General features: G+C 65.0%; 14 protein-coding genes. 7 read left to right on the top strand and 7 right to left on the bottom strand.

The window, feature by feature from the left end; genetic code table 11:
• The first annotated feature begins 82 nt into the window (after positions 1–82).
• The 5 genes from FJW03_RS13080 to FJW03_RS13060 all read left to right on the top strand — a co-directional run bounded on the left by FJW03_RS13080 (position 83) and on the right by FJW03_RS13060 (position 5,733).
• Entirely contained in the window at positions 83–1,150 is a 1,068-nt protein-coding gene (locus FJW03_RS13080) for a sugar ABC transporter substrate-binding protein (protein ID WP_140694503.1), read from the top strand.
• A gap of 80 nt (positions 1,151–1,230) precedes the next feature.
• Complete coding sequence (locus FJW03_RS13075; RefSeq protein ID WP_140612943.1) at positions 1,231–2,046, top strand: ATP-binding cassette domain-containing protein; 816 nt, start codon at positions 1,231–1,233, stop codon at positions 2,044–2,046.
• A complete protein-coding gene (locus tag FJW03_RS13070; protein WP_140694497.1) occupies positions 2,043–3,296 on the top strand; it encodes a sugar ABC transporter permease in 1,254 nt (417 codons plus the stop codon). Before FJW03_RS13075 ends, FJW03_RS13070 begins: the two co-directional genes overlap by 4 nt.
• A 23-nt stretch (positions 3,297–3,319) precedes the next feature.
• Complete coding sequence (locus FJW03_RS13065) at positions 3,320–4,048, top strand: SDR family oxidoreductase (protein ID WP_140766994.1); 729 nt, start codon at positions 3,320–3,322, stop codon at positions 4,046–4,048.
• 83 nt (positions 4,049–4,131) lie between these two features.
• On the top strand, positions 4,132–5,733 hold the full coding sequence (locus FJW03_RS13060; RefSeq protein ID WP_140766995.1) for an FGGY-family carbohydrate kinase: 1,602 nt from the start codon (positions 4,132–4,134) through the stop codon (positions 5,731–5,733).
• An 18-nt stretch (positions 5,734–5,751) separates the two neighbouring features.
• Here FJW03_RS13060 and dinB read toward each other — a convergent pair whose 3' ends face one another.
• The 3 genes from dinB to FJW03_RS13045 all read right to left on the bottom strand — a co-directional run bounded on the left by dinB (position 5,752) and on the right by FJW03_RS13045 (position 9,059).
• The gene (gene dinB, locus FJW03_RS13055; protein ID WP_140766996.1) at positions 5,752–6,999 is read right to left on the bottom strand and encodes a DNA polymerase IV; all 1,248 of its coding nucleotides are present in this window, start codon (positions 6,997–6,999) and stop codon (positions 5,752–5,754) included.
• A gap of 311 nt (positions 7,000–7,310) precedes the next feature.
• Complete coding sequence (locus FJW03_RS13050) at positions 7,311–8,528, bottom strand: TadE/TadG family type IV pilus assembly protein (RefSeq protein ID WP_413466492.1); 1,218 nt, start codon at positions 8,526–8,528, stop codon at positions 7,311–7,313.
• A 114-nt stretch (positions 8,529–8,642) separates the two neighbouring features.
• Positions 8,643–9,059, bottom strand: a complete 417-nt coding sequence (locus FJW03_RS13045) for a winged helix-turn-helix transcriptional regulator (protein ID WP_140766998.1) — start codon at positions 9,057–9,059, stop codon at positions 8,643–8,645.
• A 110-nt stretch (positions 9,060–9,169) separates the two neighbouring features.
• On the opposite strand from FJW03_RS13045, the gene FJW03_RS13040 reads away from it, so the two are divergent.
• On the top strand, positions 9,170–9,757 hold the full coding sequence (locus tag FJW03_RS13040) for a dihydrofolate reductase family protein (RefSeq protein WP_140766999.1): 588 nt from the start codon (positions 9,170–9,172) through the stop codon (positions 9,755–9,757).
• A gap of 86 nt (positions 9,758–9,843) precedes the next feature.
• On the opposite strand, the gene FJW03_RS13035 is transcribed toward FJW03_RS13040, so the two are convergent.
• On the bottom strand, positions 9,844–10,758 hold the full coding sequence (locus FJW03_RS13035; protein ID WP_140767000.1) for an alpha/beta fold hydrolase: 915 nt from the start codon (positions 10,756–10,758) through the stop codon (positions 9,844–9,846).
• Between the two features lie 120 nt (positions 10,759–10,878).
• On the opposite strand from FJW03_RS13035, the gene FJW03_RS13030 reads away from it, so the two are divergent.
• Positions 10,879–11,781, top strand: a complete 903-nt coding sequence (locus FJW03_RS13030) for a LysR family transcriptional regulator (protein WP_140767001.1) — start codon at positions 10,879–10,881, stop codon at positions 11,779–11,781.
• A gap of 8 nt (positions 11,782–11,789) precedes the next feature.
• Here FJW03_RS13030 and FJW03_RS13025 read toward each other — a convergent pair whose 3' ends face one another.
• The 3 genes from FJW03_RS13025 to FJW03_RS13015 all read right to left on the bottom strand — a co-directional run bounded on the left by FJW03_RS13025 (position 11,790) and on the right by FJW03_RS13015 (position 13,439).
• Complete coding sequence (locus tag FJW03_RS13025) at positions 11,790–12,533, bottom strand: 2OG-Fe(II) oxygenase (protein WP_140767002.1); 744 nt, start codon at positions 12,531–12,533, stop codon at positions 11,790–11,792.
• Positions 12,530–13,048: a methylated-DNA--[protein]-cysteine S-methyltransferase gene (locus FJW03_RS13020; protein ID WP_226890647.1), complete on the bottom strand. Its 519-nt coding sequence runs from the start codon at positions 13,046–13,048 to the stop codon at positions 12,530–12,532. The genes FJW03_RS13025 and FJW03_RS13020 overlap by 4 nt, the downstream gene beginning before the upstream one ends.
• Before the next feature lie 172 nt (positions 13,049–13,220).
• On the bottom strand, positions 13,221–13,439 hold the full coding sequence (locus FJW03_RS13015) for a hypothetical protein (protein ID WP_226890646.1): 219 nt from the start codon (positions 13,437–13,439) through the stop codon (positions 13,221–13,223).
• Positions 13,440–13,457 lie beyond the last annotated feature (18 nt).

Raw genomic sequence — 13,457 nt, 5'->3', positions numbered from 1 at the left:
CCAGGGACCAGGAAAGGTCGCGTCTCTACACAAAGCAGTCAACGACCTTCTTACAACCATATCCAGAAACGGAGAAGACCGAATGACCAGAATTTCAATAAAGTCGACCGGCATGGCGGCGCTCGCGCTGTCGCTGCTGGCCGGCACCGCTGCCAGCGTCCGTGCCGCCGAGGTCACCGATGCCACGGTTGCCTTCCTGATGCCCGACCAGGCCTCGACCCGCTACGAGCAGCACGATTATCCCGGCTTCGCCGCCGAGATGAAGAAGCTGTGCCCGGGCTGCAAGGTGATCTACCAGAACGCCGATGCCGACGTCTCGCGCCAGCAGCAGCAGTTCAACTCGGTGATCTCGCAAGGCGCCAAGGCGATCGTGCTCGACCCTGTCGACTCGACCGCCGCTGCCTCGCTGGTCAAGCTGGCGCAAAGCCAGGGCATCAAGGTCATCGCCTATGACCGGCCGATCCCGACCGCTCCGGCCGACTTCTATGTCTCGTTCAACAATGAAGGCATCGGCAAGGCCATCGCGGATTCGCTGGTCGCCCATCTGAAGGCGCTCAAGGTCGACCCGGCCACCGGCGGTGTGCTGCAGATCAACGGTTCACCAACCGACGCGGCTGCCGGCCTGATCAAGAAGGGTATCCATGAGGGACTGGACAACAGCGGCTACCAGATCCTGGCCGAATTCGACACACCGGAATGGGCGCCGCCGAAGGCGCAGCAATGGACAGGCGGCCAGATCACCCGCTTCGGTCCGAAGATCCTCGGCGTGGTTGCCGCCAATGACGGCACCGGCGGCGGCGCCATCGCTGCCTTCAAGGCCGCCGGTGTCGACCCGGTTCCGCCGGTGACCGGCAATGACGCGACGATCGCCGCGCTGCAGCTGATCATCGCCGGCGATCAGTACAACACCATCTCCAAGCCGAGCGAGATCGTGGCGGCCGCGGCGGCGAACGTCGCTGTGAAGCTGCTTTCGGGCGAGACGCCAAAGGCCGAGACGACGCTGTACGATACGCCCTCGCAGCTGTTCACGCCTGCTGTCGTGACGCAGGAAAACCTGAAGGCCGAGATCATCGACAAGAAGATCAACACCGCGGCTGAACTGTGCGTCGACCGTTACGCGGAAGGCTGCAAGAAGCTGGGTATCAACTGACCGCAACTTTTAGCTGCTGCGCTGTCCGGCCGTGGCCGGACAGCGCATATTCCGAACTGGTTTGAAGAGGTGTTCCAGGCATGATCGATACTCCGGCGGTTCCGGCTGGCGAGCTGGTGCTCAGCTTGCGTGGTGTTTCGAAGAATTTCGGCGCCGTCTCGGCGCTCACCGACATCGACCTCGACGTGCATGCCGGCGAAGTGGTGGCGCTGGTGGGCGACAATGGGGCCGGCAAGTCGACGCTGGTCAAGATCCTTGCCGGTGTGCATCAGCCAAGTTCGGGCGCCATCAGTTTTCAAGGCAAGCAGGTGGTGCTTGCCGACCCGAGTGCCGCGCTCACGCTCGGCATCGCCACCGTGTTCCAGGACCTGGCGTTGTGCGAGAACCTCGACATCGTCGCCAACATCTTTCTCGGCCGCGAGCTCAACCCCTTGCGGCTCGACGAAGTGGCGATGGAAGTGCGCGCCTGGACGCTGCTCAACGAACTGTCGGCGCGCATCCCAAGCGTGCGCGAGGTGGTGGCGTCGCTGTCGGGCGGCCAGCGCCAGACAGTGGCGATCGCGCGCTCGCTGCTGCTCGAGCCGAAACTCATCCTGCTCGACGAGCCGACGGCCGCACTCGGCGTGGCGCAGACGGCCGAGGTGCTCAACCTGATCGAACGCGTGCGCGATCGCGGCCTCGGCGTCGTCATCATCAGCCATAACATGGAAGACGTGCGCGCGGTGGCCGACCGTATCGTCGTGCTCCGGCTTGGTCGCAACAACGGTATCTTCACGCCCGACGCCTCGAACCAGGAACTGGTCAGCGCCATCACCGGCGCGTCGAACAATTCGGTTTCGCGGCGTGCGGAGCGCCGGCAGGCGAGGCCGGATCACACGCAGGAGCAACACTCATGAGCCTTGAAGCCCAAAAGCCCGCTCCAGCGCCGCTCGACCGTGCCGATGTGCGCGTCAGGCACGAGGCCGGGATCGGTGGCACCATCCGCGCCTTTTCCGATCGCGTGCGTTCCGGTGATCTCGGTTCGCTGCCGGTCATCGTCGGGCTGGTCATCATCTGGACTGTGTTCGCCAGCATCAACCCGATCTTCCTGTCGAGCAGCAACCTGGTCAACCTGCTGTTTGACTGCTCTACCGTCGGCGTCATCGCGCTCGGCATCGTCTGTGTGCTCATGGTCGGCGAGATCGACCTGTCGGTCGGCTCGATCAGCGGCTTTGCCTCCGCACTGGTCGGCTCGCTTTGGGTCAACCAGGGCTGGCCGGTGGCGCTCGCCATTCTTGCCGCAGTCGCCTTCGGCGGCTTCATCGGCGCGCTCTATGCGCTTTTGTTCAATCGGCTGGGCATGCCGAGCTTCGTCTCGACGCTGGCGGGCCTGCTCGCGGTACTCGGCCTACAGCTTTACATTCTGGGGTCGACCGGCTCGATAAACCTGCCTTACGGCTCGAACCTGGTGAATTTCGGCCAGCTGCTGGTGATGCCGAAATGGGTTTCCTTCGGGCTGGCGGCCGTGCCGGGCATCGTCATGCTGGTCACCGGCCTGCGCACCGTGGCGCGCCGCCGTGCCGCCAATTTGTCGGCGCCGTCGAGCGGTGGCCTGATCACGCGCGCCGTGGCGATGACGCTCGTGCTGGAATTCATCGTCTTCTATCTCAACCAGGCACGCGGCATTCCCTGGATGTTCGGCCTTTTCGTCGGCCTGGTCATCGCCATGCACTACGCGCTGACGCGGACCAAATGGGGCCGCTCGATGTCGGCGGTCGGCGGCAACCGCGAGGCGGCGCGGCGTGCCGGCATCAACGTGGGGCAGATCTATTCCAGCGCCTTCGTGCTGTGCTCGATGCTGGCCGCCTTCGGCGGCGTTTTATCGGCGGCCCGCCTTGCGTCGGCCAGCCAGCAGGCCGGCACCGGCGACGTCAACCTCAACGCCATCGCGGCCGCCGTCATCGGCGGCACCAGCCTCTTCGGCGGTCGCGGCAGTGCCTATTCGGCGCTGCTTGGCATCATCGTCATCCAGTCGATCGCCAGCGGGCTGACGCTGCTCGATCTGTCCTCGTCGCTTCGGTACATGATCACCGGCGCCGTGCTTGCCATCGCAGTCATCGTCGACTCGCTGGCACGCCGCTCGCGTGTCTCTCATGGCCGAGCCTGAACCCATCAACAGGAAATGAAGACATGAGTGAAGAACTGTCCGGAAAAGTTGCCGCCATCACCGGTGCGGCTTCAGGCATCGGTCTGGAATGCGCCAGGCATATGCTGGCGGCAGGCGCCACCGTGGTGCTGGTCGACCGCGCCGAGGCGACGCTGAACACACTCTGTGCCGAACTCGGTCCGAAGGCGATCCCGCTGTCGATCGAGCTGATGCAGCCGGCAAGCGTTGCAACGATGATGCCGCGGATCCTGGAAAAGGCCGGCCAGCTCGACATCTTCCACGCCAATGCCGGCGCCTATGTCGGCGGCGAGGTGGCGAACGGCGATCCCGACCTCTGGGATCGCGTGCTGAACCTCAACATCAACGCCTGCTTCCGCTCGATCCAGGCCGTCCTGCCGCACATGGTCGAGCGCAAGACCGGCGACATCATCGTCACCAGTTCGATCGCCGGACTGGTTCCGGTGGTCTGGGAGCCGATCTACACCGCCTCCAAGCATGCCGTGCAGGCCTTTGTCCACACGGTGCGCCGGCAGGTCGCCAGGCACGGCTTGCGCGTTGGTGCGGTGGCGCCCGGCCCGGTGGTGACGGCGTTGGTCGACGACTGGCCGAAGGCAAAGCTCGAGGAAGAGCTCGCCGCCGGTGGCCTGATGCAGCCGCGCGAAGTGGCCGAAGCGGTGATGTTCATGCTGACCCGGCCAAGGAACGTCACCATCAGGGATCTCGTGATCCTGCCGCAGAGCAATGATCTCTGAAGAGTAGTCGGTAGCCGGGCTCCACCTCACCACCGTCCACTCACTGCTTACGACCTGCTGCTCCCTGAAATCAGAGGTTTTCCTTGCCCCATTACATAGGCATCGACGTCGGCACCGGTAGCGCGCGCGCCGGGGTGTTCGATCTGTCCGGCACCCTGCTGGCCTCGGCCAAGCGGGACATCAAGGTGTGGCGCGAGCCCGGCGACATCGTCGAGCAGTCGAGCCGCGACATCTGGCGTGCGGTGTGCGCCGCGGTGCGCGAGGCCGTCGCCCAATCCGGCGCCGCGCCGGAGACGATCGCCGGGATCGGCTTCGATGCCACCTGCTCGCTCGTGGTGCTGGGCGAAGGCGGTGCGCCGCTGCCGGTTGGCCCATCTGGCGATCCGGAGCGCAACATCATCGTGTGGATGGATCACCGTGCGGCGGAACAGGCGCGCCGCATCAACCGCAGTGGCGAGGCGGTGCTGAACTATGTCGGCGGCGTCATCTCGCCGGAAATGGAGACGCCGAAACTTCTGTGGCTGACCGAAAACCTGCCTGCTACCTTCGACGCGGCCTGGCAGTTTCTGGATCTCGCCGACTTCCTGACCTGGCGTGCCAGCGGCAGCCTTGCCCGCTCGGTCTGCACGGTGACCTGCAAATGGACCTACCTCGCGCATGAAAACCGATGGGACGAGGGATATTTCCGCGAGATAGGCCTCGGGGCACTCGCCGACGAGGCCTTCACGCGCATCGGCACCGAGATCGTGCCAGCCGGTGCGGCACTCGGCAGCGGGCTGACGGCGCAAGCGGCCGCAGAGCTGGGCCTGGCCGAGGGAACAGCCGTAGCGGCGGGCCTGATCGACGCGCATGCCGGTGGTATCGGCACGGTCGGCGCGCGCGGCGCAGCCGGCAGTGTTCTGTCGCGCATGGCCTATGTCTTCGGCACCTCGGCCTGTACCATGTCGACGACGGCCGAGCCGGCTTTTGTCGACGGCGTCTGGGGTCCGTATTTCTCGGCCATGGTGCCGGGCCTATGGCTGAACGAGGGCGGGCAATCGGCGGCAGGCGCGGCCATCGACCACCTGGTGCGCTTGCATCCGGCAGCCGGCGAAGCGACGGAGAAAGCACGAGCCGCAGGGCTCACTCTCAGCGTCTGGCTGTCGCTGCTGGCCGAAAGCCGGGGCGGGGCGGCGGCTGTGCCGGCGCTGGCCGGCGGCATCCATGTCGTGCCGGAATTTCTTGGCAATCGCGCGCCTTTCGCCGATCCGGACGCACATGCGCTGATCGCCGGGCTCGATCTCGACACCAGTCTCGACAGCCTGGTCGCGCTCTATGTCGCCGGCATCTGCGGTCTTGGCTATGGCGCGCGCCAGATCGTGCGCGCCGAGCGCGAAAAGGGCATTGCCGTCGATACGATCGTCGTCAGCGGCGGCGCGGGCCAAAGCCCATTGGTCCGCCAACTGCTGGCCGATACAACCGGCCTGGTTGTGGTGGCGTCGACCTCGCAGGAGCCGGTGCTGCTGGGCTCGGCGATGCTCGGAGCCGTCGCTGCTGGAGCCTATGAGGATCTGGTGATGGCCATGGCCGCCATGTCGGAACTCGGCGAAGCCTATCATCCCAACGCGCCGCTGACCGGCTGGCACGCCAAGCGCTTCGCGGCGTTTGAGCTGCTGCAGCAGACGGGTAGGGCGATCAGAGGCTGAGACGGGTGCGCCGTCCGCTCACAGCTCCTTTTCCGCCAGTTCCCTGAATTCGTCGGGCACCGAACGTCCCGCTTCGAGCGCCACTGCGCCGTAGCCGACCGCCTGCTTGCCGAAGCGCTCGCGGATCTTGTCGATGGCGCGGTCGGCGCCAAAGCGTGCCAGGCCTTTCTGGGTGCCGGGCCGGCGCTTCTCGTCGGCAAGCCCGAGCGGCAGGTCGAGCTGCAGTTCGGCGCTTTCCTCCAGATGCGAGACCGAGATCGCCAGCAGCGAGATCACCTTCTCCCGGGGGTGGTCGGCAAGCACGCCGCGCACGAGATCGCCGGCGATTTCGGCCAGCATGGTGGTCGCCGAGATCGGCTGGTCGAGCGTAATCGAGCGCGTCACGGCGCGGAGATCGGCAAAGCGCACGCGCACCGTCACCGTGCGGCCGGGCCGCGCCTTGGCGCGCAGCCGGCTGGCGACGCGGTCGGCCAGATGCAGCAAAGTCGGCACGATCACCCGCGCCACGGCCGGCTTGTGACCAAGCGCCGATTGCGCGCCGGCCGAATGCGCGCGGCGCTTCGTCTCCAGCTTTCTCGGGTCGCGGTTCCATGACAGAGCGGCGAGCTTTTCGCCGGCGGCGGGGCCAAGCAGTCGCGTCAGCGCGCCGCTATGCGTCCTGGCCAGCTGGCCGATGGTCTCGACGCCGATTTCGGCCAGCCGCGCCCTGGTCGCCGGGCCGACGCCCCACATCAGCGAGACCGGCAGGTCGTGCAGGAAGGCAAGCTCGGTTCCCGGATCGACCACCACCAGCCCGTCGGGCTTGGCCACCTGCGAGGCGATCTTGGCCAGATGCTTGGTGCGGGCCACGCCAATCGAGATCGGCAGGCCGAGTTCGGCCCGCACGCGGCGGCGGATGGTTTTGGCGATTTCGTCCGGCGGGCCGAACAGATGCGTGCAGCCGGCGACATCGGCGAAGGCTTCGTCGATGGAGATCCGCTCCACCACCGGCGTGAAATCGACGAGCACCTTGATCGCCGCGTCGCCCAGCCGCTGGTAGTGGCTGAAATTGCCGCCGACGAAGATCAGCTGCGGGCAAAGCTCGCGCGCCTTGCGTCCCGGCATGCCGCCGCGCACGCCAAAGGCGCGCGCCTCATAGGAGGCGGCCAGCACCACGCCGCCGCCGACCGCGATCGGCTTGCCGCGCAGCGACGGATCGAGCAGCTGCTCGACCGAGGCATAGAAGGCATCGAGATCGGCATGCAGGATGGTGGCTGTCGTCTCCATTCCCGACCGCTCATCCGCAGTTGCTGATAGATGCGAACGAATGAAGAACAAAAGGGGATCATTGTCAAGCAAGGAACGGGTTTGTTGAAAAGCATCCCGCAGGTTGATGAAATCGGCGATGAGCGATCCTCTCCCCGTAACTCTACCGGGAGAGGATGCCGGCAGGCAGGTGAGGGGCGGCGCTGACTTAGAGAGGAAAGCTGCTTCGCCTGAACCTGAAAAGAGCCGCCGCCTAACCAAACTGCCCGGCCCGCAATACCGTCTTCATCGCTTCCAGAGACGGCTTGCCGCCGGCGGCCGGCTCTCTCGGCTCATTTGACAAGCGTGATCAGGCGGCCCGCATACATTTCGCGATTTCCGAGCGCCGCCGCGCAATCCGACTGCACGGCCGAATTTCCTGTCATCTGCACGGTATCGCCGACGAGCCGGATGCAGTCGCCCTGGGAATTCATATCCGAGTTGCCGGCGTAGAATATCGGCGCGTCCGGTGCGTAGATGAAGCCGCTGATCACCGAGCCGGCCCCGCCATTCAGTGTCAGCGGCGATGTATTGCCGCGATCCTGGAATATGGTGATGCCGGCATAGGTGCCGCTGGTGGGCGGCGAGAGGGTCACCTGTTCATTTGCGTTGATGTAGATTTGCGCGCCTTCCATCAGGAATATCGTCACGCCCTGGCCGGTGAGGCTGCCATTTCCGCCGAGCTTTATGGTGACCCCACGCAGTATGTAGACGCCGGGGTTGAGCGTGATGTTTCCCGACCATGTCTTGTCGCAATAGGTGCCGGGCGAAAGGGTGATGGATTTGCCGTTGGGTGCCGTCTGGCAAAGCGTGTAGGGGGGAGGGGTGACGTTGGCCAGCGGGTCAAACGACGCGTACTGACGTTCGAGCGGATTGCCGCAACTCAAGCTGGCGTTGGGCGGCAAGAGGCCGGAAGTGCCGCCAACGGTCGAAACGCAGCTGGCGCTCACCAGCGCAGAGCCGCCTCTGTTGACGGAATCGGCCGCGTCCGAGTTGGCGGCGATCACGCAATGGTTCATCGCGACGTTGGTCGAGCCTTGCAGGTTGACCGCAGCGGATGCATGAGGATCGAGCGCAAGTACGCAGGCCTGCGCACCGGGCACGATCTTGACCATAGTGGAGCGCGAGGCTTGCCAGGGGGGCAGGGCGCTGATGAAGCTGGGACGGCTGATGCTGGACGAAAGCGAAATGTAGTAGGCGCTGGGGCCGCCGCTGGCGGCGCTCGAGAGGGCTGCGACGCTTCCCGAATATTCCTGCTGGTCGGCGGCGCGCATATTGGCCGTGAAGAAGTTCTGGCCGAGTTGCTGCACGTCGCCAGCCGCCATTCCGGCATAATATTTTGTCCCGATGGCGAGTCCCGCCGCGTCCAGCGAGTTCTGCAAGTGGTCGGCGTCGTCGCTCGTGCCCACCAGATCGATCGCGCCGGCCACGCCAAGCATCAGCGGCAGCATCGCGATCACCGTGGTCAGCGCGAAATTGCCGCGCTCCGAAGCCCAGAAGTCTTTCAACACGACAGCGCCCCTCGTCAGATCAGTACCAGGTACTACAGCAGGGGTTTCTACGTATTGTTTTACGAAACGCTAAAATTAAACCGATCACCTGGACGGAAGGCCTGCCACGCGCCCCTATCCAGCATGCTCCGCGCGCAGCGCTGCCTTGATCCGTTCCAGCGCCGCATCGCCGCCGGCGGCCAGTTCGTCGGCGATGCGGGCGAGATCATCGTCGGCCTTGCGGTGCTTGCTGCCCCAGGCGCCGAGCGTGGCCAGCACCGGCAACAGGTCGATACCGGCCTCGGTCAGCCGGTAGATCGCCTTCAACCCGTGGGTCGGGTCGTCGCTGCGGGTGAGAATGCCTTCGTCTTGCAGCGTCTGCAGCCGCTCGGCCAACGTACGCGAGGAAATGCCTTCATCGGATTGCAGGAACTCGCGAAAATGCTTTTTCCCGGCGAAGACCAGGTCGCGGATGATGAGCAGCGTCCAGCGGTCGCCGAGCAGTTCGAGCGACAGGTTGATCGGGCAGCCGGATCTTTCGCGCGTCGACATGTCTATGGTTCCATTTTTAAATCACTTCACTATTGACATCATTTTGGTTTCGCGTCAATGGTTCCAGAAGTAAACCACTTTGGCGATTGAGACGAGGAGCACCTCCAGACATGAAAAAGCTGATCCTTCATATGCAGATATCGGTCGACGGTTTCGTCGGCGCCAATGAGGACCATGACTGGCAGCTCTGGGAATGGGGTGACGACAATGGCTGGGACGCCGAGCTGAAGCGGGACTTCAACGTCGTGTTCGCCGGCATCGACACCATCCTGCTCAGCCGAAAGATGGCCGAGGAGGGCTATCTCACCCATTGGGGCAATGCGGCGCGGAAATATCCGGCCGATCCGTTCTACGCCTTCGCCCGGCGCATCGTCGAGGCGCACAAGGTGGTGCCGAGCGACAGGCTCAAGGCCTCGCGATGGGAACGCACGACGGTGGTGAGCGGCGACCTGCCGCGTGAGGTCGCGGCGCTGAAGGCCGGCGAGGGCGGCGACATCGCCGTCTTCGGCGGCGCCGGCTTTGCTTCCTCGCTGATCGCGGCCGGGCTGGTCGACGAGTTCCAGCTGTTCGTCAACCCGGCCGTGCTGGGCGCGGGCCGCCGCATCTTCGACCAGGGCGGTTTCGGGAAGCTGCGGCTGCTCGCCTCGAAGGCCTATGCCTGCGGCATGGTGGTCAGCCGCTACGCGCCGGCGGGGTGACCGGGGCTGTGGCCGATCAACCCGGTTCGGTTTTGCCTTACAAGACCGGTCTCGGCAAAGCCCGGAATGGCCGCTCCGCGAGGTTGTTACCTGGCGAGGAAATCCGTGATCAGCTTGACGGTGGCGTCAGGGTTTTCCTCCATGATCCAATGGCCGGAGGCGGGCACGATGGCTCCGGTCACGTCGCTGGCGACGAAGCGCAGAATGTCGGCCTGGCTCGTGCCGGCCGATTTCTCGGCGCCCACCGCCAGCACCGGCATTGTCAGCTTGCCGCCGCTGGCCAGCATCGCCTGATTGTCGATCGCATCCTGGTCGAATGCCTTGAACTGCTCGAAGGCGTCATGCATCGCATGCGGCCGGGCATAGAGCTTCGCGTAGTGGACGCGCGTCGCCTCGTCGATCTTCTTCGGGTCGGCCGACAATTCGTTGTAGAAGCGATCGAGATAGATGCGCTCGCGGCCCTTGACCAGCCGTTCCATGTCGGGGCCGCGGAAGTTGAAGTGCCACAGCAGCGGGCTCTGCTTGATCTTCTCCCAGTCGCCAATGCCCGGCAGCGGCGCGTCGATGACGACCCATTTGGTGATGCGCTTCGGATATTGCGCGGCCAGCGCATAGCCGACCATATTGCCGATATCGTGCGTCACCAGATCGGCCTTGTCGATCTTGAGCGCATCCATCACGCCGGCGATGTCGACCGCCTGGTTTTTCTTGGTATAGCCGCCGTCGGGATGCGCCGAAAGGCCCATGCCGCGCAGGTCGGGCACGATCACCGTGTGTTCTTTCATCAACCTTATCGCTGCCGCTCCCCACATGTCTCCCGTATCGGCAAAGCCGTGCAGCAGCACGACCGCCGGGCCTTTTCCGCCAACCCGCACATGCAGGCTGGTGCCGTTGGTCTCGATCGTCCGCGTCTTGAAACCGGCCGGAAAGGGGACCACGCGGGCCGAAGCTGGAACGCTCATTGCCAACAGACCAAGGACGACGACCAAAGGACGAAACATACCATACTCCCGCCGAGATTTGTTTGCGGCCGCCATATCGCGGCCTCGCCAACTATGACACCATGTCCTTGATTTCGTTAGGCGACGGTCGCCTGATTGTGAATTCGGGAAAGCCGAACAATGCTGAAGCTCGAATCCGCCGCCGCCTTTGTCGCCGTCGCGGAATCCGGTTCGATCACCGAAGCGGCCAGGCGCATGGCGCTGTCGAAATCGGTCATCAGCGAGCGGTTGTCGGAACTCGAGCGCAGCCTCGGCACGAAGCTGCTCGATCGCACGACGCGCAAATTGTCCATCACCGAGGCGGGGCGCAGTTTCTACGAACGCGCCAAGCGCATCATGCAGGAGGTGGCCGATGCCGGCGCCGAAGTCGCGGAGCGCCGGGGCGAACTTGCCGGGCCGCTCAGGATAGCGGCTCCAACCAGTTTCGGCATCCTGCATCTCGGCCCGGCGCTGTACGGCTTCCTGGCCAAGCATCCGGGGATTGAACTGACGCTCGATCTCGATGACCGCTTCGTCAGCATAGTGGCCGAGGGCTATGACGCCATTTTGCGTCACGGGCCGGTTGTCGAGGACGGACCTGTCATCGTCAAGAAACTGGCTTCCAGCCGCCGCTTCCTGGTGGCTTCGCCGGACTATCTCGAGCGGTTCGGACGGCCCGCGACGATCGAGGACCTGAAACGCCACAAGGGCATCATCTTTTCCATCCGGGGTGCCGCCGACTGGCGGTTCAAGATTTCGCGGCGGCTGGTGACGATCCGCCCGGAAACCGCGCTGCGCGTCAACAATGGGATTCTGATGCGCGATGCCGCGCTTGCCGGCCTCGGCCTGGCGCTGCTGCCCGCATACTTCATCCAGAAGGAGCTTGCCGACAACCGACTGGCGGTCGTCGATGTCGGTGCCGAGCCGGAAGGAGCCACCATCTACATCGCCTGTCCCGAGGACCGGCGCGGGTCCGCCAAACTGCGCGCGCTCATCGCATGGCTGCACGATGTCTTCGGCGATCCGCCCTATTGGGAGGCGTGAGCCTGCACTCAGGTGGCATCATGAAAAATGATGCCAACGGTGTGGCGCATGCCTGAGCGCAGGCGGCTGACGCCGTGGCGCAGATTGACGCGGTAGTTGCCCTTCGTACCCTGCACCGGCCGATTGTGGACGGCGAAGGCGACGGCGTCGCCCTGGCGCAGCGGCACCACTTCGACCCGGCTCTGCATGCGCGGCCGCTGCTCGGTCAGCACGAACTCGCCGCCGGTGAAATCCTTGCCCGGCTCCGAAAGCAGGATCGCGACCTGCAGCGGAAAGGCAAGATCGCCGTAGAGGTCCTGGTGCAGGCAATTGAAGTCGCCAGGCACATATTGCAGCAGAAGCGGCGTCGGCCTGACCTGTCCGGCGGCATGGCACTGGTCGAGAAACTCGGCATGAGTCGCGGGATAGCGCATCGCAAGCCCCATGCGCTCGTTCCACCGGTTGGCGACCTCGGCCAGCCGTGGATAGAGTGCGCTGCGCAGGCCGCCGATCAGGTCGGGCAGAGGATAGCGGAAGTAGCGGTATTCGCCCTTGCCGAAACCATGCCTGGCCATGTGGATGTGGCTGCGGAAATGTTCTTCCTGCGGATAGAGGCCGGCGATCTGCCGGCACTCCTGCGGCGACAGCAGCTTTTCCATAACCGCGCAGCCGAAGCCGTCGAGTTCGGCGGCCAAGGCCGGCCAGTCGTAGCCGGCGATGCGTGTCTCCGCCGCTTCGACCGCGGCTGCGGCAACCTTGGCGTGGGCGTTCATATCGCGGCCTCCCTGTCGAGCAAAGCGCGCTTGCGCTCGACGCCCCAGCGGTAGCCGGACAGCGTGCCGTCGGCGCGCAGGACGCGGTGGCAGGGAATGCCGAGCGCGATCGCATTGGCGGCGCAGGCCGTCGCCACGGCGCGGGCGCCATCGGGCAGGCCGAGGCGCCGGGCAAGGGCCGTATAGGTGATGGTGGCACCGCACGGGATGGCGCGCAGCACCTCCCACACCCTTTGCTGGAAAGGCGTGCCGTGGCGCATATCGAGCGGCAGGTCGAGGCCGGCGGCCGGCGTCTCGATGAAGCGCGCGATTGCCACGAGGTCGTCGCGCAGGGCGGCTCCGTCCTCGGCCAGCATCCTGCCGGGGAAGCGGTTGGCGAGGTCCTGCTCCAGTGTTTCTGCGTCGGAGCCGATCAGGATGGCGCAGACGCCAATGCGGCTTGCGCGCCGCCAGGATGGTGCCGATCGCGGATTCGCCGATGGCGTAGGCGATGGTGTCGAGGGTGGCGGCGTCAAAGGGTGCCGCCGGCACGTCGGTTTGCATGAGGTTCATTGCCTTCACTCCTTCTGTGTGGCTGACCCTAGACGTCTGCTTTGCGTCTCTCACTCCGATGCTTGCTTTCAAATTCGAATCTCGGGGTCTGGGGACGAGCGGTGAAAAGGTAAGTGCCGCAGGTGCTGAGTATATTCACGCGACACGCGTGACTGCGACTTCGCCGAGCACGAAAACCTCGCCTGACGGCAGCCGCAATTCGGTCTCGCCTTTCGGCCCGTGGCGCAACTCGGCCTTGCCGGCATCGACAAGCTCGCCGATGGCGGCCAACACCTGTGATTTCGCATCCTCACGGCTAACGGCAGCGCCGGCGGAAATCCGGCTGTTCGCACCGGCGGCGGAAGAGCTTGCCATCGCGCGCATCGCCGGTCG

It is taken from the genome of Mesorhizobium sp. B4-1-4 (genome assembly GCF_006439395.2).
GTDB lineage: Bacteria > Pseudomonadota > Alphaproteobacteria > Rhizobiales > Rhizobiaceae > Mesorhizobium.
This window is presented reverse-complemented; position numbering and strand designations above follow the sequence as displayed.